Consider the following 25,072-nt stretch of genomic DNA (forward strand, 5'->3'; position numbering starts at 1 on the left):
AGGCCCCTTCCAAGTCCCTTCCAAGTCCCCTCCAAGTCCGCGAACATCGACATTCCTTCATCATCTGAAGCCATCCGCACGACCTGGGGCCGCCTGGCTACAGACCATTGACGGTGTATGAGCCAGCTGCTTCACTTCCACCTGAGAGCGCTCTCTCGCCCTCGAGGAGCAACTGCACCATCCTCCCCATCCACCACGTCAGGGAGAGTCATGTCCGTCAGCCCCAACCGTCGCACCGTGCTCCGCAGCGCGGCCGTCGCCGCAGCCGCATTGCCACTGGTCGGCAACCTCGCCACCGGATCCGCCTACGCCTCCGCGCCCGCTCACGGCAACAACGGCGGCGGCAACGGCGGCGCCGGCGGCCTGGGCGCCAACGTCCTGGTCTTCGACCCGTCCATGGGCGACGCCGCGATCCAGGCCCAGGTCGACGCTGTGTTCAACACTCAGCAGTCGAACCAGTTCGGCACCGAGCGGTACGCCCTGGCCTTCAAGCCGGGCACCTACAACGTCGACGTCAACGTCGGCTTCTACACCCATGTGCTCGGTCTCGGCGACAGTCCCGACGATGTCGTGATCAACGGTCATGTCACGGTCGACGCCCAGTGGTTGCAGGGGAACGGCACCCAGAACTTCTGGCGCGCCGCCGAGAACCTGTGCATCGTCCCGCCGGACGGGCTGGAGCGCTGGGCGGTCGCCCAGGCCGGCCCGATGCGCCGCACCCACGTCAAGGGCGACATGACGCTGTGGCCGAGCCCGCCCGGCAACCGCTGGTCCAGCGGCGGGTTCCTGGCCGACAGCGTGGTGGACGGCCAGGTCGACTCCGGTTCGCAGCAGCAGTGGCTGTCCCGCAACGACACCTTCGGCAGCTGGGTCGGCTCCAACTGGAACATGGTCTTCGTCGGCACCCCGGGCGCTCCGGCCCAGCACTTCCCCAACCCGGCCTGGACCGTGGTCGACAAGACCCCGACCGTCCGGGAGAAGCCGTTCCTCACGCTGTCCCGCGACGGCTCGTACCGCGTCTTCGTCCCCGCGCTGCGCCGCAACTCCGCCGGGACCACCTGGGCGAACGGCCGGGCCGCGGGCGAGAGCATCCCGCTGTCCCGCTTCCACGTGGCCCACCCCGGCGACTCGGCCGCCACCATCAACCTGGCGCTGGAGCGGGGACAGCACGTGCTGTTCACCCCCGGCGTCTACGCCCTGTCCTCGGCGCTGCGGGTCAACCGCCCGAACACCGTCCTGCTCGGCATCGGTCTGGCCACCCTCCAGGCCACGCACGGCAATTCGCTCATCGAGGTGGCCGACGTCGGCGGCGTCACCGTCGCCGGGGTGCTGCTGGAGGCCGCCTCGGCCAACTCCCCCGTGCTGCTCCGGGTGGGCCACGGCCGCAGCTGGACCCGGCACAGTGACAACCCCACCGTCCTCTTCGACGTCTACGCCCGCATCGGCGGCGCGCTGCCCGGCGGCGCCACCGTCAGCATCCAGCTCGACAGCAACGACGTGGTCTGCGACAACCTCTGGCTCTGGCGCGCCGACCACGGCAACGACGGCAGCGTGGGCTGGTCGGTCAACCCGGCCGACACCGGCTTCCTGGTCAACGGCGACCGCGTCACCGCCTACGGGCTCGCCGTCGAGCACTACCAGAAGTACGAGGTGCTCTGGAACGGCAACCACGGCCGCACCTACTTCTTCCAGAACGAGCACCCCTACGACGTCCCGACCCAGTCCGCCTGGGTGCACGGCAGCACCAACGGCTACGCCTCCTACAAGGTCGCCGACCACGTCACCGACCACCACGCCTGGGGGTTGGGCAGCTACTGCTTCTTCGACCTGTCGGCGAACATCTACACCGACCGGGCCTACGAGGTCCCGGACACCCCCGGCGTGGTCTTCACCGACCTGATGACGGTCTGCCTCAACGGCCCCGGCGGCGGAGGCATCCTGCACTGCATCAACAACACCGGTGACCCGGTCGAGAACGGCTTCGGCACCTTCAACATGACCAGCTACTCCAACGGCGTCGGAACCCTCTGAGGCTGTGCCGTCGGCCCCCTGACGTTCGATCAGGGGGCCGACGGCGTTCTCAGATTCCGGCGTGGGTCCAGAGGTAGTCGAGGACCAGCGCCCACTTGAAGGCGGTCTGCTCGTTGTTGGAGGCGCCGCCGTGGCCGCCCTCGGTGTTCTCGTAGTAGTCGACGGTGTGGCCCAGCTCCAGCATCCTGGCGGCCATCTTGCGGGCATGGCCCGGATGGACCCGATCGTCCCGGGTGGAGGTGGCGAACAGCACCGGCGGATATCCGGGCTGCTCGCGGATGTTCTGGTACGGCGAGTAGGCGCCGATGTAGGCCCACTGCTCAGGATCGTCCGGGTCGCCGTACTCGGCCGTCCAGGAGGCTCCGGCGAGCAGCTTGTGGTAGCGCTTCATGTCCAGCAGCGGGACCTGGCAGGCGATCGCCGCGAACAGCTCCGGGTAGCGGGTGAGCATCACGCCCATCAGCAGCCCGCCGTTGCTGCCGCCCTGGATCACCAGCTCCGCAGGGGTGGTGACGCCCCGTCGGACCAGGTCCCGGGCGACGGCGGCGAAGTCCTCGTAGACCTTGTGCCGCCCGGCCTTGACCGCCTGGGTGTGCCAATCGGGCCCGTACTCGCCACCGCCGCGGATGTTGGCCAGGACGTAGGTCCCGCCGCGCTCCAGCCAGCCGCGGCCGACCACGGTGAGGTAGTCCGGCGTCAGCGAGACCTCGAAACCGCCGTAGCCGGTCAGCAGCGTGCGCCCGCCTTGTTCACTGTCGGCGCCGTCTGCGCCGTCCGCGCCGCCGCCGGGTCGTGGGCGGACCACGAAGTACGGGATCCGGGTGCCGTCCTCGGACACCGCGAAGTGCTGCTCGACAGCGGTCCCCTCGGCGTCGAAGAGGGCCGGGGCCCGCTTGAGCACCTCGACGGGGCCGCCGACCACGCCCCTGCTGAGGGTGGGCGGGGTGGTGAACCCGGTGGTGAGGGTGAGGAACTCGTCGTCGTCCTCCGGGTTGGTGTCCAGGATCCCGGCCGACCCCAGCGGCGGCGTCCCCGGCAGCGGTTCGGACGCCCAGGGGCCTTCCGCGGCCGGGGTGAGCACCCGCAGCTCGGTGGCCACATCGCGCAGGACGGTGAGCAGCAGGTGGTTCCGGGTCCAGCGGTAGTCCTCCAGGGAGGTGCGGCCGTCCGGCTCGAAGACCGTGGTGAAGCCCCGGCCGCCGGCCATGAACTCCTCGAAGCCGATGGCCAGCAGCGCGCCGGCCGGATGGTCGCGGCCGCCGGTCCGCCAGGGCGAACGGGTCCGCACCAGCAGCCACTCGCGGTGCACCGACGCCTCAGCGTCCTCGGGGACCTCCACCCGCACCAACTCGCCGCCGTCGGACGGGCGCAGGAACAGCTCGTCGCGGAAGAAGTCGATCCCCCGGTGCACGAAGTCGCGCTCGAAGCCCGGTGTCGGATCGTGGTGGGCACTCACCGAGACGTCCTCGGTCCGGCCCTCGAAGACCGTCACCGCCTGGTCCGGCGCCGTGCCGCGGCGCCACTCCTTCACCAGCCGGGGATAGCCCGACTCGGTGAGCGAGCCCTCGCCGAAGTCGGTCCCCAGGTAGACCCGGTCGGCGTCGATCCAGCCGACCCGGCTTTTGGCCTCGGGGAGTTCGAAGCCGTCCTTGACGAACCGGCGCTCCTCGATGTCGAACTCCCGGACCACGGCGGCGTCCGCGCCACCGCGGGAGAGCTCGACCAGGGCGAGCCGGTGTCCCGGCCGCAGCACGTCGGCACCGTGCCACACCCAGTTCTCGTCCTCGTCGCGGGCGAGCGCGTCGACGTCCAGGACCACCTCCCAGGCGGGGGCGTCGGTGCGGTACTGCTCCAGGGTGGTGCGGCGCCACAGGCCGCGCGGATGCTCGGCGTCCTGCCAGAAGTTGTAGAGGTGCTCACCGCGCCGGGTCACGTAGGGGATCCTGCCCTCCGCGTCCAGCACCGCCCGCAGGTCCTCGCGCAGGGCGTCGAAGGCCGGACCGGTGGCGTACCGCCCGGTCGACTCCTCGTTGCGGGCGCGCACCCAGTCCAGGGCCCGCTCGCCGGTCACGTCCTCGAGCCACAGATACGGATCTTCGTCAGCCATTCCCCGAGTCTGGCAGCTTCCGACGGGTCTTTGAATGGGATCGGGCCAGGTCAGGCGATGCCGCCGTTGGCGAACAGCACCTGGCCGTTGATCCAGCGGCCGGGGCCGGCCAGGAAGGCGACCGCCTCGGCGATGTCGGCCGGGGTGCCGAGGCGCTCCATCGGCGCCAGGCCGGCGATCTGGTCGATGACCTGCTGCGGCTTCCCCTCCAGGAACAGCGGGGTGGCGGTCGGCCCTGGGGCCACCGCGTTGACGGTGACGTCGCGGCCGCGCAGCTCACGGGCCAGGATCAGCGTCATCGCCTCCACCGCGCCCTTGGTGGCGGCGTAGGCGGCGTAGCCGGGCTGCTGCAGCCGGGTCACCGAGGTGGAGAAGTTGACCAGGGCGCCGCCGGGGCGCAGCGTGCGCGCCGCCAGCTGGGAGACGACGAAGGTGCCGCGCACATTGGTGCGGTGCATCCGGTCGAAGTCACCGAGGTCGTACTCGGCGACGGGCCCCAGCAGCATGATGCCGGCGGTGTTCACCACCACGTCGACGCCGCCGTACAGCTGCCCGGTCTGCTCGAAGAGCGCGGACATCTCCGCCTCGTCGGCGACGTCGCCGCGGATCGCGGTGCCGGTCCCGCCGGCCGCGGTGAGGGTGTCGACGACCTCCTTGGCGCGGGCCTCGTTGCCGGCGTAGTGCACCACCACGGCCATGCCGTCGGCGGCGAGCCGCTCCGCGACGGCGCGGCCGATGCCGCCGGTGGCACCGGTGACGATCGCTACCCGGGGAGTTGTCGTGGTCATCGGAATCAGCCTCCTCTTCACATGTGGACTACTTGTCCATAAATGAAATGTAGACTGATCGTCCATATAGCGCAAGCAGGAGGGCGAGGGGACACATGGACGAGACCGAGACCGAGACCGGGACCGCGGCCCAGCCACGGCGCGGCCGCGGACGGCGACCGGCGGCCCAGGTCCGGGGCGAGGTACTGGAGGCCGCCGCGGCGATGCTGTTCGAGGGCGGGCTGGCCTCGATCACCTTCGAGAAGGTCGCCGCCCGCGCCGGAGCGAGCAAGATGACGCTCTACAAGTGGTGGCCCTCCCCCGGGGCACTGGCCTTCGAGGCGTACTTCAGCGCGGTCGAGGAGACCCTCGCCTTCGCCGACACCGGCGACATCGAACGCGACCTGACCGCCCAACTGCACGCCTTCGTACGACTGCTGACGAAACAACAGGCCGGCCCGGCGATCGCCCAACTGGTCGGCGCGGCACAGACCGACCCCGACCTGGCCGCGGCCCTCAGCCGCAGCTACACCCATCCACGCCGACAACTCGCCGTCGACCGCCTCCGCACCGCCCAGAACCAGGGCCAGATCCGACCGGACGTCGACCCCCAGGTCGTGGTCGACCAACTCTGGGGCGCCTGCTACCACCGCCTCCTGCTCCCCGACGAACCCCTCGACCCCACCTTCGCCGACGCCCTGATCACCAACCTGCTACGCGGCATCCAGCCCTGAGCACCCCCTCGACATATATTCGCTCATCTGTTCTATTCTGAGGTTCGGAGGTCAACCGCACCAACCCGAGGAGGCGCCATGCGCTGGCAGAATCTGAGTGCCGACGGCACGGCCGCGCCGGGGCTCTTCGGCCTTGACGTGGTGACGCGGACGTTCGACACGCCGGAGTTCCGGGGCATCACGTTTCACGAGGTGCGGGCGCGGTCGATCATCAATCGGGTGCCCGGGGCGTCGCGGATGTCGTTCGGCTGGACCGTCAACCCGTACCGGGGCTGCAGTCACGCCTGTGTCTACTGCTTCGCGCGGAGCACCCACAGCTATCTCGACCTGGACACCGGGCACGACTTCGACAGTCAGATCGTCGTCAAGGTCAACGCCGCCGAGCTGCTGCGGCGTGAACTGGCTGCGCCGAAGTGGGACGGTGCGCACATCGCCATGGGCACCAATGTCGACTGCTACCAGCGGGCCGAGGGCCGGTACCGGTTGATGCCCGGCATCCTGACCGCGCTGCGCGACCGGGCGAACCCCTTCTCCATCCTGACCAAGGGCTCGCTGATCCTGCGCGACCTGCCGATCCTGGAACAGGCCGCCGAGGTCACCGAGGTCGCCACCGCCGTCTCGATCGGTTTCACCGACCACGAGCTGTGGCGCAGCGTGGAGCCCGGCACCCCGTCGCCGGCCAAGCGGCTGGAGGTCTGCCGCACGCTGATCGAGCACGGCATACCCTGCGGCGTGCTGATGGCGCCGGTGCTGCCCTACCTCTCCGACTCCCCCGAGCAGTTGCGTGCCACCGTCGCCGCCATCGCCGCCACCGGCGCGACCTCGGTCACCCCGCTGGTCCTGCACCTGCGCCCGGGCGCCCGCGAGTGGTACTTCCAGTGGCTCGCCGAGAACCACCCCGACCTGGTCCGCCGCTACCAGGCGCTGTACCACCAGGGCGCCTACGCGCCCACCTGGTACCAGCGCCGGATCACCCGCCAGGTGCACGAACTGGCCGCCGAGTTCGGCATCGGGCCCGGTGAGCGACCGGCCCGGGCGCGGGTCGAGGTGCCTGCGGAGCCCGCGCAGCCGTCGGGGCCCCCGGAGCCGACGCAGCTCAGGCTGATCTGATCTGATCACCCCGCCGTCGACGGAACACCGCTGCTGGTCGAGGATGTCGCCCAGCGACTCCACCGGTGAAAGCGAAGGGGACCAGACATGGGACAGCCGTTCGGCTCCTACCAGAACGAGATCTACCTCAACGGGCTGGGCGGCGTGCTGCCGCGGTTCCCGATGGGCTTCGCGGAACTGGAGGAGCGGGCGCAGGCGGCACTGCCGCCCTCGGTGTGGTCCTATGTCGCGGGCGGTGCCGGCGACGAGCGCACCCAGCGGGCCAATGCGACCGCCTTCGAGCGCTGGGGCCTGGTGCCGCGGATGTTCGTCGGCGCCGCGGAGCGCGACCTGTCCGTGGAGCTGTTCGGGATGCGGCTGCCCGCGCCGGTGTTCATGGCCCCGATCGGTGTCATCGGACTGTGCGCCCAGGACAGGCACGGCGACCTGGCCACCGCCCGGGCCGCCGCGCGCACCGGGGTGCCGATGGTCGCCTCCACCCTGACCGTCGACCCGATGGAGCAGGTCGCCGCAGAGTTCGGGGACACCCCCGGCCTCTTCCAGCTGTACACCCCCACCGACCGGGAACTGGCCGCCAGTCTGGTCCACCGCGCCGAGAAGGCGGGCTACCGGGGCATCGTGGTCACCCTGGACACCTGGATCACCGGTTGGCGCCCGCGCGACCTGGCCACCGCCAACTTCCCCCAGCTGCGCGGCCACTGCCTGGCCGACTACACCAGCGACCCGGTCTTCCGCGCCCGGCTGGCGCGCTCGCCCGAGGAGGACCCGCAGTCGGCGGTGCTGCTCTGGACCCAGATCTTCGGCAACCCGCTCACCTGGGACGACCTGCCCTGGCTGCGCTCGCTGACCGACCTGCCGCTGATCGTCAAGGGCATCTGCCACCCCGAGGACGTGCGCCGGGCCAAGGACGGCGGCGTGGACGGCATCTACTGCTCCAACCACGGCGGCCGGCAGGCCAACGGCGGCCTCCCGGCCCTGGACGCGCTGCCCGGCGTGGTGGAGGCCGCCGACGGTCTGCCGGTGCTGTTCGACTCCGGGGTCCGCAGCGGAGCCGACATCGTCAAGGCCGTCGCCCTGGGCGCCTCCGCCGTCGGGATCGGCCGCCCCTACGCCTACGGCCTCGCCCTCGGCGGCACCGACGGCATCGTCCACGTGCTGCGCTCGCTGCTCGCCGAGGCCGACCTGATCATGGCCGTGGACGGCTACCCCACTCTCGCCGACCTCACCCCGGAGAGCCTGCGCCACCTTGGTTGACGGTCCAGGTACGTCCGGCCGGGACCGAGGGGTGCGGGGACGTGTGCAGCTGACCGGACCAGATCAGCGCCGCCCCTGCAGCGCGGTGCGGGTGGGGGTGCTGTTGGGGGAGTGTTCGACCGCCGGTACCCGGCGCGCGGGTCCGGCGTACCCGGGGCGTCCCTAGCGTGACTCCGTTCGAATACTCGGCACATTGGAGCGGACATGCACAGCACTCCTGGGGACGACCAGCACGCGGCCGACTGCGGCTGCCCCCGCACCGCTGACCTCGACGGCGACGGCATCGCCGCGTCCAGCCGCCGCACCTTCCTGCACCGGGCCGGTGCGCTCGGCGCCGGGGCCGCGGCCGTGGGGCTGCTCACCGAGACCCCCGCGTACGCTTCGACCGGCGGAGCCGGGAAGGGCAACGGCGGTGGCGCGGACGACGACCCGTACGGTCTGACCACGATGGTGCCCGCCCCGCGCGGAACCTGGAGCCCGGACCCGGAGAACCCCCGCTTCACCGTCGTCGTGATGCCGGACACCCAGTACATGTTCGACGAGGACCGGATCCACCCGGTGCCCATGGAGGCCTCGTTCCGCTACGTCCTGGACCCGGCCGGCCGGGCCGGCGGCCCCGACGAGAACATCGTCTTCCTGGCGCACCTCGGCGACGTGACCAACAACGGCCTCGCCGAGGAGTACGCCGCGGCCACCAAGGTCTTCGACCTGCTCGACCGGGCCGGGGCCGCGTACGGCGTGCTGGCCGGCAACCACGACGTCTCCGGCACCGACCAGCGCGGCAGCACCCCGTACCTGGACACCTTCGGCCCGGCCCGGGCCAGGAGGACGCCGGGCTACCACTCCTCCAGCCCGGACGGCTACAACACCGCCCACGTCTTCACCGGTGGCGGCCGCAAGTGGATGCTGCTGTCGCTGGACTGGCGGCTGTCGGAGCAGGGCTTCGCCTGGGCCAACGCCGTCATCGCCGACAACCCGACGCTGCCGGTGATCGTGACGACCCATGAGATCGTCGGCGCCGACGAGGACGGCGCGGCAAGCCTGTCCGCCTACGGGCAGCAGCTGTGGGACGGACTGATCAAGGACAACGACCAGATCTTCCTCACCCTCAACGGCCACTACTGGCCGCCCGGCAGCACCGTGCTGAAGAACAGCGCCGGCAACGACGTGCAGCTGCACATCACCAACTACCAGGACCGGTACTACGGCGGCGCCGGCATGATCCGCTCGTACCGCTTCGACCTCAACCGCGGCATGGTCGACATCGCCACCTTCTCCCCGTGGATCCGCGAGCTGGTGGAGAAGGACGAGGCCAACGCCCTCGCCGCGCAGGAGCTCGAACTCACCTCCAAGGTCGACTACTTCTCCATGGAGATCGACTTCGACCAGCGCTTCGCCGGCTTCGCACCGGTCCCGGCCCGCAAGGCCCGACCGGCCCGGCGGATGCTGCTGCCCGGCACCCTCGCCTACTGGCGCTTCGACGACGGCGGGGCGGCCGGCAGCGACGTGGCCGCGGACACGGTCATCAAGGACCAGACCGGGAAGGGCAACGACCTGGTGCTGCGCAGCGCCCCGGGCACCCCGGCGCACTCGCTCAGCTGGACCGCGGACCACCACCCCGACCAGCCCGCCCACGCCGGCCTGGTCTTCGCCGGCCAGGGCAACCCGGTCAGCGGTTCGTACCTGCAGACGGTCGACCAGGCGCCGATCAACGGCGAGACCTTCGCCCACGGCTACACCTTCGAGGCGTTCTTCAAGGTGCCCTCCGACTGGGACGGCGGCCGTAACGGCTGGTCGGCGATGCTCAGCCGGGCCGGCAGCGCCGGGCAGGCGGGCAAGAACGGCCCCACCGCCACCGCGGAGGAGCCCATCCTCACCCTCAGCCTGTCCAGCTCCATCGAACTGCAGTGGAACGTCTACCCGTTGAACCAGAACGGGGCCACCACCGCCTGGAGCCACCTGCTCCAGCAGGAGCAGTGGTGGCACGTCGCCGTGGTCAACGACGGCCGGATCAGCAAGCTCTACGTCAACGGCTGCGAGGAGGGCCGCAACCCCACCAGCACCGCCGTCGGACTGACCGCCCTGGGCATGCCGTTCCTGCTCGGCGGTTACCAGTGGGCCGGCGCCATCAACCAGGTCTTCCACGGCACCATCGGTGACGTCCGGATCACCGGACGGGCGCTGACGCCCGGTCAGTTCATGAACGCCTGACCGGAGCGGGCGCGCGGTGGCCCGAACCCCGCTCCACGGGTTCGGGCTGCTGCGGCTGGCCGTCCGCGGCCGCGATCCGCTGCTCGGCCGCCGCACCGAACCAGTCGCCGCCCTTGCGCCGCACGTCGTCCGTGCCCCAGGCCCGGCCGCCGCTCGGTAGTTTCGCCAACCGCGGGATGTGCTTGGAGCAGTGGATGTACGCCTCCTGGACCGACACCTCGACCCAGATCCTGGGGCGGCGGCCGGGCACCGGGTCGACCGGCAGATCCGGATGCTCCGCACGCATCTGCTCGTCCTGCACCAGCCGGACCGTGCCGTTGACGTGCAGTCCGATCCGGTGCACGTCGAAGTCCAGGAACAGCAGCCCGATGTGGGCGTTCTCGCTGCAGTTCCCCAGGCTCGCCATCACCCCGTTCCCCCGGTAGTCGGGGTAGGTCAGCGAGGTGTCCCCGAGCACCTGGACGAACCCCGGCGGCCCGGCCCGGAACGAGCAGTCGCACTCCCCCTCGCCGTCGGCGGTCGCCACGAACACCATCTCCTGCCAGGAGACGAACTCCCGCATCCGCGGGTTGAGGTGGTCCAGCACCTGGTCGCGGTAGAAGGCCCCGGCCCGCTCGGCGGTGCCGAACTCCCACTGCAACAGGTGCTCCCCGATCGAGCCCTTCCCTGACAGCTGGTCGTCCACTGGAGTCCCCCTCCGTCCGACGGTCCTCTGTCGCTCATCCGTACCCGGAACGAGCCAGGATCCATCCCGAATCGGGGTCTGTTCAGGGACAAATCGGCATATGCGCGCTTGATGCCGTCCGCACCGGACTGATGGCCCTCAGAGCGGACCCACTCTGGCCGATCGGGCGCGAGCGGCGGCCATTCCGCGCTCAGCCCGCAGACAGCCAGTAGCCCCATAATGCCGGGATGACGATCATCCCGGTCTCCCCGGCGGATGTGCCCGCGAGACCCTGGCTTGCCGCCGACGCCGGACGCTGGGCGGCCATCCGTGTTCCTCTCTGGGCCCGACCGCTGGGTCCGGCTCTGTTGTTGTTCGGATCCGTGGTCGCGGCGATCGTGCTCTCGCCGGCCTGCCCGGCGTGCTCGGCGACGGCGCCCTGCACGACGGACTGGCTCGACGCGGTCGGGACTATGGCCTTTCTGCCGCATCTGCTGTGGCTGTTCCTGCTTCCCGAACTGGCCGTCGTCTCCGCGCCGCTGTTGCTGCTGTGGATGACAGAACCGTCCACCTGGCAGGGCGGCGCGGGCGAGAAGATCGCGGACACCGTCGTGGTGGTGGCACTCTGCTGGGGCTGGGCAGCCATGGCAACCCGGCTGCGGACCAGGCGGAAGGCACGCTCGGCGGTGCGCGACGCGGCCGGCGGCATCACCGCCTCCGCCCCGGCGCCGGGCGGGCCGTGGCTGCGCCGGGGCCTGATCCGCTGGGTCGCCGGTGCACTGGCCTGCACGGTGGCCGCCGTCCTGATCGCGGGCATCGTCCTGGACGACCGCGCCGACGACCGCACAGCCGCTACGGCCACCGCGCAGGACGCCCGCGTGGTGGCCGTCGACAACGACGACTACACCCTCACCGTCCGCCTGCCCGACGGCACCCGGCACCGGTTCGACGTGCAGGGCAGCTACCGGAACGGCAGCACCGTGCGGGTGCTGGTGCACGGCGACTGGATGCGGCTGGCCTCCGAGCCCTACGGCGACCCCACCGACCGGCAGGCGGTGGCCCTCCTCTGCGCCGCCCTCGGCCTGACCCTGCTCGGCTGGGGCCTGCTCGCCCACCGACGCGATGCCGCGCTGCGCCGTGGCCCGGTGCCGGTGCTGCGCGTGCTGACCCGCCGCAACCACGGCCGCACCGAGATATTCGCGGCGGACGACACCGACGCCCTGCACCCCGTGCTGAACTACCAGCCGCACGACGGGCAGTGGACCTCACTCCGGCAGGGGCTGCTCTACGGGGCGCCGTGCGGGGGCGCCGAGTTGGTGCTGGCGAGCGCGACGGAGGCCGGACAGTGGCTCGTCGAGGTGAACATCTCCGCGATACGACGAGGTGCCGCCGCCGACTCCTACGCTCGCACCGCCGAACGCGAGGCCGCGCCCAGCATCGTCACCGAGGCCCAGGTCCAGCAGGCCCTCGCCGCCATGGCACCGGCGAGCGGACCGGTGCGCCGGCAGGCGGATGCGGCGACCCGCGCAGTCGCGGCACTCACCCTGCTGATATCCGGCGCGGTCGTCGCCCTGATGGTGGCCTCCAGGTGGTGGACCCTGATCCTCTGGGTGCCGTTGCTGTGCTCCGGGGCGGTGGCCTGCCTCCAGGTGATCAGCTGGCGGATCACCGCGGACGCCTTCGGACTGCGCATTCGCAGGATGTGGCGTGGACACCGGGTTCCCTGGGCCGATGTCACAGGCGTCGTCTTCACCGGGAAGAACGAACTCACCATCTCCTGCCGCACCGGGATCGACGACGTCCGGGTCGGTCGCGTCGCCGTCCCCCGGCTGGACCGCCTGCTCCGGCGGCCCGCCGTCGGCGAGCGCGCCGCCGTCGAGATCAGTGCCATGGTGCTGGAGCCGGGGCTCCGGCCGACGGACACGGTGTGAGACTGCGCGGTCACCGTAGTCGCACCTGCATCCTGCGTCACTTCCGCGCTGCCGCGGCGGAGGCGGCGGGTGTGTGAAATTGTGGGTTTGTTGGCCGCCGAGTTGCCTCTGCGGCGACATAGGATCTCCGTGTATCGACGTCGGCTGCCACGTTTCCGGGATGCGTGAGGGGTCTCAGGGTCCGATGATTGTTCTTTCGGGACGGGGATCGGACCAGGGAGGCGGGGTGCGTTCCGAGGGATCGGGCGCCGGCCCGGGCAACGGTGAAGCGGTGCGGGCCTCGGCGGCCCCCGGCACCGGCGACCTGCGCGATCTGCTGGCCGAGCGTGAGCGGCTGGTGCTGCTGAACGAGGCATCCGAACGCATCGGCACCTCGCTGGACCTGGAGGCCACCTGCGCCGAACTGGCCAGGTTCGCGGTGCCCCGGTTCGCGGATCTGGCGAGCGTGGAGATCCTGCCCCCCGAGGCGCTCCCGGCCGGACTGACCCTGAGCTCGGGTCCGCTGCGTGCGCAGCGGACCGCCCTGGAGGCGGTCCCGGCGCTGCGCCTCGGCCCGGAGACCCCGGCACCGGTCGGTACCTGGGTGCGGCACCAGCCGGAGTGTCCGACATCACAGTGCCTGGAGAGCGGCCTGGTCCTGCTGGACAACCGGCACAGCGGCAGCGCCCCCGGCGACGGGACGCCCGCCGAGGTCTTCTCCTGCGAGATCGACGCGGGCGCTGCCGGTGGCAGGTCGGTGCTGCTGGTCCCGCTGCGGGCCCGGGGGCAGCTCATCGGGGTCCTCTCGCTGCTCAGGTCCGCGCACGGGGTGTCCTTCGTGCCCTTCGGGGAGGACCACGCGATGATCCAGGCCGTCGCCGACCGGGCCGCGCGGAGCATCGACAACGCCCGCCGCCATGCGCTGGCCCAGGACCTGACCATGGAGCTCCAGCGCGCCCTGCTGGCGGAGCCGGGCAGCCCGCACGCCAACCTGGAGCTGGCCTCGCGCTACCTGCCCTGCGGCACCTCCGCGATGGTCGGCGGCGACTGGTTCGAGACCATCAGGCTGTCCTTCGGACGCACCCTGCTGGTCATCGGCGACGTCATGGGCCACGGGGTCGAGGCGGCCGTGGACATGAGCGCCTACCGCACGCTGCTGCGCTACGTCGCGGCCACCGACCTGCCGCCGCACCGCATCCTGCGGCAGCTGGACCACCTCACCTCGCAGAGCGACGCCACCCGCCCCGCCACCTGCCTGCTCGCCCTGGTCGAGCCCGCGCGCCACCGGGCCACCTTCGCCAGCGCCGGGCATCTGCCGCCCACCCTGCTGCGGCCCGCCGGGACGGCGCAGCTGCTCTCGGTGCCCACCGGCCCCCCGTTGGGGACCGGCCTGGGCGACTACGAGGCGGTGGTCCACCCGCTGGACCCCGGGCAGGTGCTGCTGCTCTACACCGACGGTCTGGTCGAGCGCCGCACCGAGGACATCGACGCCTCGCTGGCCAGGCTCACCCGGCTGCAACGCCCGCGCAGCGGCACACCCCTGGAGCAACTGCTGGACCAGGTCCTGGCCGACGTCACCCCCGCCGTCCCCGACGACGACATCGCCGTCCTGGCCGCCCGTATCCAGGACTGAGCCGGGCGACCCGCCGGGCCCGGGCGCCGCACCGCGTGCAGGGCACGTTCGGGCACTGGGCCTGCATTAGGCTGACGGGCATGAAACTCCACGTCGGATGTGCGATGTGGACGCACGCCGCTTGGCAGGGCAGCCTGCTGCCGCACCCGCTCCCGCCCCGGGAACGGCTGCGCGCGTACGCGAGTTGGTGCAACGCGGTGGAGGGCAACACCACCTTCTACGCCACGCCGTCCGCGGCCACGGCAGCCTCCTGGGCCGAGCAGACCGCACCGGACTTCCGGTTCCTGCTCAAGCTGCCCAAGCAGATCACCCATGAGCGGCGGCTGGCCGACACCGACGGCCTGCTGCGCTCCTTCCTGGACGTGGTCGAACCGCTCGGTCCGCGGGTGCACGCGCTGTGGGTGCAACTGCCGGCGTCCTTCGGCCCGTCGGACCTCGGCACGCTCGCCGCGTTCCTGCACCGGGTACCGCGCGGGCTCCGCTGCACGGTCGAGGTGCGGCACCCGGCGTTCTTCGAGGACCCGCGCTGGGAACGGCGGTTGGAGGGGGTCCTGAACGACGTCGGTGCCGAGTGGACCTCGTTCGACACCACCGACCTGTTCGCGGCCCCGCCCAGCAGCGCGGCGGAGCGGGAGGCCTGGCAGAAGAAGCCCCGACTCCCGCGCAGGTCACGGGCGTTGACCGAGCACCCGGTGGTCCGCTACATCGGCAGGGACGAGCTCGGACAGGAGCAGCTCGGACGGGACGGTGCGCAGCCCACCGCGGCGGGCTGGCGCCACTGGACCGGCACGGTGGCCGACTGGCTGCGCGAGGGCCGCTCCCCCACGGTGTTCCTGCACACCCCGGACAACGAGCAGGCGCTCTCCCTCGCCCGCCGCTTCCACGACGGCGTCAGCAGTCTGGTCCCCGGGCTCGAACCGCTCCCCGAGCCGGTCCCCACCGGCCCGCCGACGCTCTTCTGACAGCCGACGCATCGTCATCTGCTGGTACTGCACTGGGAGTTGCCTGGCAGTCCAGGAATTTGGTCTAGTCCTCTTGACGTGGACCCGTACAGGTTGTTTGGTATGTACCAACGCCAGGCCTGCGCCGCACGACCCCCACACCCCCACGCCCGACGGGGCATCCCCCGAAAGGGATAACTGTCATGCACCTGGCAAAGCTTGCAGCTTCCGCCTGCGCTCTCGCGCTCACGACCGCCGGCGCGGTCGTCGCTCTGGCCCCCACCAGCAGCGCCGCCACGGGCAGCGTCTACTCCGTGGCCCCCTACGTCGACATGTCCAACGGCCAGGAGGGCATGCTCGACACCGCCATCACCGGACACGGCCTCAAGGCCTACACCGCGGCCTTCGTGCTCGGCGAGGGCTGTACCCAGATCTGGGGCGACACCCTCCCCATCGGCGCCGACTCCTACACCGACCCGCTGATCGCCAAGGCGAAGTCCGAGGGCGCCTCCGTGATCGTCTCCTCCGGCGGCTCCGCCGGTGAGCCGCTCGCCTGGACCTGCTCCACGCAGAGCAGCATCGACGCCGGGTACCAGGCCATCATCAACGACTACGGGGTCACCCAGCTGGACTTCGACGTCGAGGGCGCCGCAGTCGCGGACACCGCCGCCGCAGCCCGGCAGATGCAGGCGATGAAGGACCTCAAGGCGTCCAACCCCGGCCTGCAGTTCTCGATGACCCTGCCGGTGCTGGCCAGCGGGCTGACCAACGACGGCATCAACATCCTCAAGGCCGCCAAGACCGCGGGCATCAAGATCGACGTGGTCAACATCATGACCATGGACTACTACTCCGGCACCGGCACCGAGATGGGCCAGGGCTCGGTCGCCGCCGCTCAGGCCACTCTGGCGCAGATGCAGGCCGTCGACTCCAGCTACACCTACGCCAACCTCGGGATCACCCCGATGATCGGCAAGAACGACGACGGTTCGACCTTCACCCTCGCCGACGCCCAGACGGTGGAGAGCTTCGCCGTGCAGCACAGCGTCGGACGGCTGGCGTTCTGGTCGGTCGACCGCGACCAGCCCTGCAGCGGCACCGCCAACTCGCTGTCCACCTGCAGCGAGATCAGCCAGAACAGCCTGGCCTTCACGGACGCGTTCGTACCGTACGAGGGCAGCTCGGGCGGCGGTGGCGGCACCACCACCAGTGACTTCTCGCTCGCCGTCTCACCGGGCTCGGCGTCGGTCGCCCAGGGCGGCTCCGCCACCGCGACCGTCTCCACGGCGGTCACCTCCGGCAGCGCCGAGTCGGTCAGCCTCTCCGCGTCCGGCGCGCCTTCCGGCGTCACCGTCTCGCTCAGCCCGACCTCCGTCTCCTCCGGCGGCAGTTCGACGCTGACGGCGACGGTGGGCTCCTCCGTGGCCGCGGGCAGCTACCCGATCACGGTCACTGGCACCGCCTCCACCGGCAGCCACAGCGCGACCTACACCCTGACCGTCACCAGCACCACCTCCGGCGGCGGTGGCGGCGGCTCGCTGACCAACGCCGGCTTCGAGACCGGCAGCCTCAGCCCGTGGACCTGCGCCGCCGGCAGCGCGGTGGTCTCCAGCCCGGTCCACTCCGGCAGCCACGCCCTGCAGGTCGTGCCCAGCGCCAGCAGCACCGGCGAGTGCGACCAGACGGTCACGCTGTCCCCCAACCACACCTACACCCTGACCGGCTGGGTCCAGGGCCCGTACGCCTACATCGGCGTCAGCGGCGGCGCCAGCGCCAGCACCTGGTCCAACAGCACCAGTTGGAACCAGCTGTCGACCTCCTTCACCACCGGCAGCAGCGGCACCGTCACCGTCTTCGTCCACGGCTGGTACGGCCAGGCCAACGTCTACGCGGACGACTTCACCCTCGGCTAGGCAGCCGGCCGGGTACCGGCACCACCCGCGCAGGGCCCGCCTGTCCCCGCCGTGCTCACTGCGGCGGGGACAGGCGCACGCTGTCCCTCCTGCCGTCGCCCCAACCGACGGTGGCGAGCAGCGCACCGTCCTCGGCTGACGTGACGTCGACCAGCAGCCCCTCGGCGGTGTCCGGCCCTGCCGCCGTGCCGGAGAGGCAGACCAGCGCGGCATACAGCTCGCCGGGGACGACCGCGCCCGAGGTGGCCAGCCACGGCGTCGCGGAGTGCCGCCCGAGGGCGTTGGCGTCGCGGGCCCCGGCCACACCCGCCCGGTCGAAGCCGCGCAGGCCGACCACGGTGGAGGCCAGGCCGTCGGGCCGGCGCAGCCAGGCAGCGGGGTCGGGGCCGGGATCGGCGGAGGTCTGCACCGACAGCGGCGCGTCGTCCGCGAGGCAGTACCCGCCCACGCGCAGCCGCAGTGGCTGGTCCGTGGCACCGTCCACCCGGACCAGCCGGACTTCGAGCGGCCCGTGCAGCACCGAGGCAGTGGTGATCCACGGTCCGTCCCGGAACGCGGGTGCGGCGGGCCCGTCCGCGTAGGGCGCCGGCACCGGTCCGAGCGGCCAGTGGGCCCGGTGCCGGGAGGACGCTACCTGCTCGTCCAGTTGGAGCCGGGTCAGCGGGCGGCGGTGGGACGGGCGTCCGGTCCAGTCGAGCAGGGCTACGTGGGAGTCCAGGGGATCGTTCAGGGCCTCGTCGCCGCTGTCGGGAAAGGCGTGGGTGGAGTAGCACAGCCGCGCGTACGCCGGGTCGTCGGCCTCGGCCGCCGGTGGCCCCGACCCGGCGTGGTCGCTGCCGTGGTTGACCACCCGGACCACCCCGTCGGCGGCGGTCCCGTTGACCAGCCAGCCCGGGGCGGCCAGTCTGCGGCGGAAGTCGCCCTCCTCGATCGGCAGCGGCAGTTCCGCCTCGGTCCACACCGGGTGGTCCCGGGGCAGTACCAGCCCGGCGAAGCCCTTGCTGGACCAGTACGGCGAGCCCGGCCCGGAGTACGGCTGCCGCAGCGCGGTGAACTCGCGGTGCCAGCCCAGGGGTTGCAGACCACGCGGGTCGAAGGCGCCCCGTTCCGCGAAGTGCCGCAGCGTGCCGCTGGCCAGACGCCGGGTCAGCCCCGGCTTCAGCGGGGTGGCGTCGAAGACCGCGCCGACCCACAGCGGGCACAGGGTCGCATAACGGTACGTCAGCGACCGTCCCTGGAGCAGCGGCCTGCCCTCCGCGCCGACCAGGAACGGTGCGTCGTCGAGGTAGCGGCGCAGCCGCTCGCTGTAGCGGGGCAGCAGCGCGGGGTCCGCGTCGGTGCCGGAGACGCGGCAGTACCAGAGCGGGTAGTACTGCATGGCCCAGCCGGAGTAGTGGTCGAAGTTCCGCAGGCCGCGCCCCGACTGCGGGCCGTCCGACTGCGGGCCGTCCGACTCCCGGTGGCCGCCGTCGGAGTACCAGCCGTGGCCGGCGTACCAGTGCTCGGTGCGGGCCACGGCGTGCTCGATGTCCGGCTCGTGGAACGGCGCGCCGACCGAGCGCAGGAAGGCCGAGGTGACGGCGCGGAACCAGACCCAGTTGTTGTCGGGGACCTCGGTGCCGTGCATCGCGGTCATCCACTCGACGATCCGCTGCCGCACCCGGTCGTCGAGCCGGTCCCAGATCCAGGGCCGGGACTCGTGCAGGGCGATGGCCACCGAGGCGCACTCCACCTTGGCCTGGCCGCACGCGTCCAGCAGCGGCCAGGCGTCCTCCGCGGCCGGGTCGGAGCCGGCAGCCAGCCCCTCGGCGTACCACTCGGCGAGGCCTGCGGGGTCGTCGTCGCCACCCTGGGCCAGTCGGAACCCGGCCAGCAGGAAGGTGCGGGCGAAGCCTTCGAGCCCGTCGCTGCGGCGTCCGTTGCGGCTGGCCGGGCCCACCGGTTCGACCAGTCCGTGACGCCGCGTGGCGAACGGCCGCACCGCCAGGAGTTGACGGTCCGCCAGTTCCTCCCAGTGGGCCCGGGTCCAACCGGTGTACGGGGAGGTCCGACGGTCGTCGCCGGGTATCACGGGGTCCCCTTTCCGGAGAGGCGGGCCGGCGGTGCCACCGACTGCCGGACGACGATGTGCGAGCCGAGCATCACGTGCCGGCGCGGCGGGTCCCCGGCCCGCCGGTGCAGCGCCAGCCGGGTGGCGGACCGGCCCAGTTCCTGCTGCGGCACGTGCACGGTGGTGAGGCCGGGGTAGACGTCCTCGGCCAGCGGAATGTCGTCGAAACCGACGACCGACACGTCGTCGGGCACGGAGCGCCCCAGGTCGCGGGCGGCGGCGACGGCGCCGGCCGCGCTCATGTCGTTGGCGCAGAAGACCGCGGTGGCATCGGTGCCGGTGAGCAGGGTGCGGGCGGCGGCGTAACCCGTCTCCCGGGTCATGTCGCTGCTCGCGATCAGGGCGGGGTCGGGTTCGATGCCGTAGGCCCGCAGCGCGCGCTCGTAGCCGTGCAGGCGCTGCCGAGCGACGCTGAACTCGTGCGGTCCGGCCAGGTGCGCGACCCGGGTGTGGCCGGCGGAGAGCAGGTGGTTGGTGGCGGCGAACGCTCCCCCCTCCACGTCGCTCTCGACCACGTCGATCGGAGCGTCGGGCCCGGCCCAGGAGCGTCCGCAGAGCACCATGCGCGCCCCGGCGCGGTCCAGCGCCTCGGCGGCTGCGGCGAGTTGGCCGAGGTGCTGCTCGCCCTCGGCCATGCCGCCGACCAGGATCACCGCCTCCACCCCCCGGGCGCGCAGCAGTTCGATGACGGAGAGCTCGCGCTCGGGGACGCCCTGGGTGGAGCAGACGATGCAGACCCGGCCGTCGGCCATGGCCTGCTCCTCGACTCCGGAGGCGACGTTCATGAAGAACGGCGAGGTGATGTCGTTGACCACCACCGCGACCAGTCCGGACCTGGCGTTCAGCGAGCGCGCATTGGCGTTGACGACGTAGTCGAGGGCCTCGACGGCCTTCATCACCCGTTCCTGGGTCTCCGGCGGCGCGGTGTAGGAGCCGCTGAGGATGCGGGAGACCGTGGCGACCGAGACCTGCGCGCGCTCCGCCACGTCGCGGATGGTCGGCCGCCCGCTCGAGCTGCGGCCACGTGCCATGGTTCTGCCCTCCGGTACGAGTGGATCGTGTAACGCGGATGCAAACGTTACACAGGATGACCCTCTCCGACTACACCTACTCGCGAATTCTGCGCGGAGTATTGACGGCTCTCCAGGCAGGACCTAGCGTCCCGTCACTGTAAACGTTTCCATGAACGTTACATCGTCTTCCCCTCACGGAAGGTCCATGCAGATGACCGCCTCGCCCCTGTCCAGAAGAACCTTCCTGCGCGGCTCGGCACTCGCCGCCGGCGCGGTCGCCGCCGGCGGTGCGCTCAGCGCCTGCGGATCGAGCGGATCCGGCTCCGGCAGCGGCTCCGGGCTGGCCTACTGGGACTGGTACGTCACCCAGGCGCCCTGGGTCGACGGGGAGATCTCCCGCTTCCAGAAGGCCCATGCGGGCGTGACCGTCAAGAAGACCACCCAGGTCTCCGCCAAGTACGCCGACCTGGTCGCCCTCGCCTACCGCAGCGGCTCCACCCCGGACGTGTTCATGGTCCCGCAGAGCCCCGGACTGGCCGAGCAGGTGGACCGCGGCTGGCTGCTCCCGCTCGACCAGTGGGCCACCGCCTCCTGGCAGTCCCGCTTCCCGGCCGGCACCTTCATCGAAGGCGCCAACGTCTTCGGCGGCAAGGTCTACTCCGCCCCGCTCAAGGGCTCCGCCCCGCAGTACCAGCTCTACATCCACAACGGCGTGTTCAGGACCGCCGGGCTGACCAACCCGGACGGCAGCGTGAAGACGCCCACCACCTGGGACGAGGTCAGCGCCGCCGCCGACGCCATCACCAGGAAGTCCGGCGGTAAGACGTACGGCTTCGGTTTCGGCAACGGCGACAACATGGGACTGATGGCCTGGTGGCTGGACCTGTTCGTGCGCGGGGCCGGTGCCCCCGGCGGCGCTCCCAGCGGATCGGGCACCGGCCTGGACCTGCGCGTCGGCAGGTGGACCTACGCCAGCGACCGTTCCTACGCCGACTTCCTCGACCTGATGGTGCAGTGGAAGCAGCGCGGCTACTTCTACCCCGACTCGCTCAGCCTGTCCGACGAGGCGGCCCGCGCCTTCTTCGAGCGCGGCAGGTTCGGCATGACCGTCGGCGGGGTGTGGAACCAGCCCGAGTGGACCCAGCACAGGTTCACCGACTACAGCCTGGTCACCCTCCCCTCCCCCGGGGCGACACCGAAGGCCTTCTACTACGCCGACCCGGTCGGCACCGGCGCCTTCGCCGCGGTCTCCGCCAGGACCAAGCACCCGCAACAGGCCTTCCAGTGGGTGGACGCGCTGACCTCGCCCGCCGCCGGACGCCGCTGGGTGCAGGACCTCAACGGCGTCTCGGTCTACCCGGCCGACAACGCACCGGCCGGCATCGACTCCAAGCCCTTCGCCGCCTTCGTCGCCATGACGGCGCAGGAACTGACCGGCCCGGTGCCGGTGATCCGCAACCCCGACCTGGCCGGGGTCGCCCCGCAGGCCCCCAAGTCCGACATCGGCGACCTGGTCACCGGCGTCTACACCGGGCAGATCAAGGACCTGCAGTCGGCGCTGAGCAGCCTGGCCGGCGAGAAGGAGCAGCTCCTCTCCACCGCTGTGGCCGCAGTGGCCAAGGGCGGCAAGAAGGCCGCCATGACCGACTACGTGTTCGCCGACTGGGACCCGACCCGGCCGTACACCGCAGCGAAGGCCTGAGCGGCGGCCCGATGACCCTCTCCGCTCCCGGGCTCCGGCGCAGGCCGGACCCCGCCGGTACGCCCGAGCCCGCTCCCGTCCGCCGCACCGGCCTGCGCCGGCGGGTACGCGCGGCCGGCTGGTCCTACGCCTACCTCGCGCCGATGGCGGTGCTGGTACTGGCCTTCGTCGTCTACCCGATCTTCGCCTCGCTCGGCTACACCTTCTACCAGTGGAACGGCATCGGCAGCCCGTCGAACTTCGTGGGGCTGGCCAACTTCCGCCAGGTGCTGCACGACTCCATCTTCTGGGGCGCGGTCGAGCACACCTTCGTCTACGCGTTCGTGCTGGTCCCGGTGCAGCTGCTGATCGCGCTGATGCTGGCGCTGGTACTGAACAACCCCAGGCTGCGGTTCCGGATGTTCTTCCGCACCGTCTACTTCGTCCCGGTGGTCACCTCCGCCGCCGTGGTCGGCGTGGTGATGCAGCTGATGCTGTCCAACTTCGGCGACGCGGCCGGCAGCCTGTTCGCCGGGACCGGGCTGACCGGCAGTCACATCGACTGGCTGGGCGACCCGCACACCGCGCTGGCGGTGGTCATCGCGATCGGCATCTGGCACACCCTCGGCTACAACCTGGTCTACTTCATGGCCGGGCTGCAGACCATCCCGGCCGAACTCTACGAGGCGGCCCGGATCGACGGCGCCGGGCCGGTCCGCTGCTTCTTCTCCATCACCCTGCCGATGCTGCGCCAGGTCGGGGTGGTCATCGTGGTGCTGGCGTTCATCGGCAGCTTCCAGGTGTTCGACCTGGTGCAGGTGCTCACCGGCGGCGGCCCCTACTTCGCCACCGAGGTCGTCAACACCTACATCTACCACCTGGCCTTCGGCGGCGGCTCCGGCTCCGGGGCGGTCCAGCCCGACGTCGGCCTGGCCTCCGCCGCCTCCTTCCTCTACGGCCTGCTGCTCATCCTCTTCTCCGCCGCGCAGGTGCTGGCCCTGCGCCGGCTGGGTCGGCGACGCGCGGGCTCAGCGCTGTGAAAGGTGCCCCCATGCGTACCGGCCCGATCGCCCGCACCGGCAGGCGCGGCCTGCTCTACCTGGCCCTCACCGCAGGCGGACTGCTCTGGCTCTACCCGTTCCTGTGGGCCGTCGGCGGCTCGCTCAAGAGCGACGACGACTTCTTCGCCACCGGTCTTGACCCGTTCACCACCCACCCGCAGTGGTCCAACTACAGCCAGGCCTGGGAGGAGGGGGACTTCGGCCGCTACTTCCTCAACACCGTGCTCTTCGCCGGCGGGACCGTCGTGCTCACCGTGCTGGCCACCGCCATGGCCGGCTACGTCCTGGCCCGCACCGAGTTCCCCGGCAGGAAGGCCGTGCTCGCCCTGATCGGCGCGACGCTGTTCCTGCCGCACGGCTACACCATCATCCCGGTGTTCGACCTCATCCAGCGACTGCACCTGCTCAACACCCTGTGGGCGCTGATCATCGTGCAGTCGGCCAGCGGCATGGTCTTCGGCACCTTCCTGTTCATGGGCTACTTCTCCACCATCGACCGGGGGTTGGAGGAGGCCGCCCGGGTGGACGGAGCCGACTTCCACCAGGTGTTCTGGCGGATCATGCTGCCGCTGTCCGGGCCGATGCTGGCCACCGTCGCGCTGTTCAGCTGCATCAACGCCTGGAACAGCTTCTTCGTCCCGCTGGTGTTCACGCTGTCGCGGCCGGACCTGCACACGCTCACGGTCGGCATGTTCACCTTCCTCGGCGAGAACTCCACCGCCTGGACGCTGGTCTGCGCCGGGTCGGTGATCACCCTGCTGCCCATCGTCGCCGTCTTCCTCGGGCTGCAGCGGTACTTCGTCAACGGTCTCGCCGGAGCGGTCAAGGAGTAGGCCCTGCGGACGACCGACCTGTCGCCCCCGGCAGCGCGTCTGCCGGGGGCGCAGCACGTACCCGTGAAGACCACGTACCCCCACAGGGAAACCAACAGAGAAGGAGTCCGCGTGGCCGGCCTGCCCGCAGTCCTGGCGTTCGACCCCGTCCACACCGCCGCCGTCTTCCCGCCGGACGTGCTGGCCCGCCTCGGCCGCAGCCTGGACCTGCGCGGCCCCCTACCCGAGCCTGGGCGGCGTCGACCTCGCCGACACCGAGGTCGTGGTCACCGGCTGGGGCGGCCCGCCGATCGACGCCGCTGTGCTGGACCGGGCCCCGCGGCTGCGCGCCGTGCTGCACTCGGCCGGTTCGGTCAAGGCGTTCGTCGGTCCGGAGGTGTTCGAGCGCGGGATACAGGTGTCCTCGGCGGCCGGGGTCAACGCCGTGCCCGTCGCCGAGTACACCCTCGCCGCACTGGTCCTGGCGGCCAAGCGGGTACTGCCGGCGGGCCGCCGCGTCCCGGTGGACGAGCGGCAGGTGACCACGCCCACCGGCATCGGGCTGCGCGGCCGGGCCGTGGGCGTGGTCGGGGCGTCCCGGGTCGGACGGCTGGTGGTGGCGGGCCTGGTGGTGGCGGGCGCGCGGGTGCTGCTGGCCGACCCCTACCTCGGTGCGGAGGCCGCCTCGGCGATGGGCGCCGAGCTCACCGGGCTCGACGCCCTCTGCCGCAGCTGCGACCTGGTCACCGTCCATGCCCCGGAACTGCCGTCCACCAGGCACATGTTCGACCGCCGGCGGTTGGGGCTGCTGCCCGACGGAACCGTGCTCGTCAACACCTCCCGAGGCTCGCTGCTCGACCACGAGGCGCTCGCGGAGGAGTGCGGCGCCGGCCGTCTCGCCGCGGTGTTGGACGTCACCGACCCGGAGCCGCTGCCGCCGGACCACCCGCTGCTGTCGCTGCCCGAGGTGCTGATCACCCCGCACGTGGCCGGGGCGTCGGGGCGCGAGCGGCGACTGCTCGGGGAGTTCACCGCCGCCGAGGCGGAACGGCTGACGGCAGGTCAGGCCCTGCAGGGGCTGGTGCGCTGGGACGAGCTCTCCCGGTCGGCCTGAGCCGCG

Annotated in this window: 18 protein-coding genes; 13 read left to right on the forward strand and 5 right to left on the reverse strand. The window is 71.5% G+C overall.

Annotated features, from left to right (window positions below; translation table 11 throughout):
* The first annotated feature begins 210 nt into the window (after nucleotides 1-210).
* Nucleotides 211-2,031: an adenylyl cyclase gene (locus tag IF29_RS0120535; RefSeq protein ID WP_084714664.1), complete on the forward strand. Its 1,821-nt coding sequence runs from the start codon at nucleotides 211-213 to the stop codon at nucleotides 2,029-2,031.
* A 49-nt stretch (nucleotides 2,032-2,080) separates the two neighbouring features.
* On the opposite strand, the gene IF29_RS0120540 is transcribed toward IF29_RS0120535, so the two are convergent.
* Complete coding sequence (locus tag IF29_RS0120540; RefSeq protein ID WP_030256978.1) at nucleotides 2,081-4,138, reverse strand: prolyl oligopeptidase family serine peptidase; 2,058 nt, start codon at nucleotides 4,136-4,138, stop codon at nucleotides 2,081-2,083.
* A 50-nt stretch (nucleotides 4,139-4,188) separates the two neighbouring features.
* The gene (locus IF29_RS0120545) at nucleotides 4,189-4,926 is read right to left on the reverse strand and encodes an SDR family oxidoreductase (protein ID WP_030256980.1); all 738 of its coding nucleotides are present in this window, start codon (nucleotides 4,924-4,926) and stop codon (nucleotides 4,189-4,191) included.
* A gap of 95 nt (nucleotides 4,927-5,021) precedes the next feature.
* Between IF29_RS0120545 and IF29_RS0120550 the strand changes: the two genes are divergently transcribed.
* From IF29_RS0120550 to IF29_RS0120565, 4 genes are all read left to right on the forward strand, one after another.
* Nucleotides 5,022-5,639 (forward strand): TetR/AcrR family transcriptional regulator, encoded by a 618-nt coding sequence (locus IF29_RS0120550; protein WP_030256984.1) that lies wholly within the window; start codon nucleotides 5,022-5,024, stop codon nucleotides 5,637-5,639.
* Between the two features lie 78 nt (nucleotides 5,640-5,717).
* A complete protein-coding gene (locus IF29_RS0120555) occupies nucleotides 5,718-6,749 on the forward strand; it encodes an Rv2578c family radical SAM protein (RefSeq protein ID WP_030256985.1) in 1,032 nt (343 codons plus the stop codon).
* An 87-nt stretch (nucleotides 6,750-6,836) separates the two neighbouring features.
* The gene (locus IF29_RS0120560) at nucleotides 6,837-8,003 is read left to right on the forward strand and encodes a lactate 2-monooxygenase (protein ID WP_030256988.1); all 1,167 of its coding nucleotides are present in this window, start codon (nucleotides 6,837-6,839) and stop codon (nucleotides 8,001-8,003) included.
* Nucleotides 8,004-8,207: 204 nt separating this feature from the next.
* Nucleotides 8,208-10,214 carry a laminin G domain-containing metallophosphoesterase family protein gene (locus tag IF29_RS0120565; protein WP_030256989.1) on the forward strand — a complete coding sequence of 669 codons (2,007 nt, stop codon included), beginning with the start codon at nucleotides 8,208-8,210 and terminating at the stop codon, nucleotides 10,212-10,214.
* Here IF29_RS0120565 and IF29_RS0120570 read toward each other — a convergent pair.
* On the reverse strand, nucleotides 10,201-10,899 hold the full coding sequence (locus IF29_RS0120570) for a pyridoxamine 5'-phosphate oxidase family protein (protein ID WP_063757550.1): 699 nt from the start codon (nucleotides 10,897-10,899) through the stop codon (nucleotides 10,201-10,203). The two genes, IF29_RS0120565 and IF29_RS0120570, sit on opposite strands and share 14 nt — an antisense overlap.
* 227 nt (nucleotides 10,900-11,126) lie before the next feature.
* Here IF29_RS0120570 and IF29_RS0120580 point away from each other — a divergent pair, with 227 nt between their 5' ends.
* The 4 genes from IF29_RS0120580 to IF29_RS0120595 all read left to right on the forward strand — a co-directional run bounded on the left by IF29_RS0120580 (nucleotide 11,127) and on the right by IF29_RS0120595 (nucleotide 17,275).
* Nucleotides 11,127-12,809, forward strand: coding sequence for a hypothetical protein (locus IF29_RS0120580; protein WP_157623842.1), 1,683 nt, complete (start codon nucleotides 11,127-11,129; stop codon nucleotides 12,807-12,809).
* A gap of 226 nt (nucleotides 12,810-13,035) precedes the next feature.
* Nucleotides 13,036-14,421: a PP2C family protein-serine/threonine phosphatase gene (locus IF29_RS47770; protein WP_051725571.1), complete on the forward strand. Its 1,386-nt coding sequence runs from the start codon at nucleotides 13,036-13,038 to the stop codon at nucleotides 14,419-14,421.
* Nucleotides 14,422-14,501: 80 nt separating this feature from the next.
* A complete protein-coding gene (locus IF29_RS0120590; RefSeq protein WP_030257001.1) occupies nucleotides 14,502-15,383 on the forward strand; it encodes a DUF72 domain-containing protein in 882 nt (293 codons plus the stop codon).
* A 182-nt stretch (nucleotides 15,384-15,565) separates the two neighbouring features.
* Nucleotides 15,566-17,275 carry a carbohydrate binding domain-containing protein gene (locus IF29_RS0120595; protein ID WP_030257003.1) on the forward strand — a complete coding sequence of 570 codons (1,710 nt, stop codon included), beginning with the start codon at nucleotides 15,566-15,568 and terminating at the stop codon, nucleotides 17,273-17,275.
* A 55-nt stretch (nucleotides 17,276-17,330) separates the two neighbouring features.
* On the opposite strand, the gene IF29_RS0120600 is transcribed toward IF29_RS0120595, so the two are convergent.
* Together IF29_RS0120600 and IF29_RS0120605 are read right to left on the reverse strand one after the other, a co-directional pair.
* Nucleotides 17,331-19,346, reverse strand: a complete 2,016-nt coding sequence (locus tag IF29_RS0120600) for a DUF2264 domain-containing protein (protein ID WP_030257005.1) — start codon at nucleotides 19,344-19,346, stop codon at nucleotides 17,331-17,333.
* Nucleotides 19,343-20,371 carry a LacI family DNA-binding transcriptional regulator gene (locus tag IF29_RS0120605; protein ID WP_084714694.1) on the reverse strand — a complete coding sequence of 343 codons (1,029 nt, stop codon included), beginning with the start codon at nucleotides 20,369-20,371 and terminating at the stop codon, nucleotides 19,343-19,345. Before IF29_RS0120605 ends, IF29_RS0120600 begins: the two co-directional genes overlap by 4 nt.
* Before the next feature lie 238 nt (nucleotides 20,372-20,609).
* On the opposite strand from IF29_RS0120605, the gene IF29_RS0120610 reads away from it, so the two are divergent.
* From IF29_RS0120610 to IF29_RS42215, 4 genes are all read left to right on the forward strand, one after another.
* Nucleotides 20,610-22,100: an ABC transporter substrate-binding protein gene (locus tag IF29_RS0120610; RefSeq protein ID WP_030257009.1), complete on the forward strand. Its 1,491-nt coding sequence runs from the start codon at nucleotides 20,610-20,612 to the stop codon at nucleotides 22,098-22,100.
* 11 nt (nucleotides 22,101-22,111) lie between these two features.
* Entirely contained in the window at nucleotides 22,112-23,119 is a 1,008-nt protein-coding gene (locus tag IF29_RS0120615) for a carbohydrate ABC transporter permease (RefSeq protein ID WP_030257011.1), read from the forward strand.
* 11 nt (nucleotides 23,120-23,130) lie between these two features.
* Complete coding sequence (locus tag IF29_RS0120620; protein ID WP_030257014.1) at nucleotides 23,131-23,973, forward strand: carbohydrate ABC transporter permease; 843 nt, start codon at nucleotides 23,131-23,133, stop codon at nucleotides 23,971-23,973.
* Nucleotides 23,974-24,235: 262 nt separating this feature from the next.
* Nucleotides 24,236-25,066: a hydroxyacid dehydrogenase gene (locus tag IF29_RS42215; protein WP_232242255.1), complete on the forward strand. Its 831-nt coding sequence runs from the start codon at nucleotides 24,236-24,238 to the stop codon at nucleotides 25,064-25,066.
* The last annotated feature ends 6 nt before the right edge of the window (nucleotides 25,067-25,072 follow it).

The sequence above is a fragment of the Streptacidiphilus jeojiense genome (assembly GCF_000719095.1).
Taxonomy (GTDB): domain Bacteria; phylum Actinomycetota; class Actinomycetes; order Streptomycetales; family Streptomycetaceae; genus Streptacidiphilus; species Streptacidiphilus jeojiensis.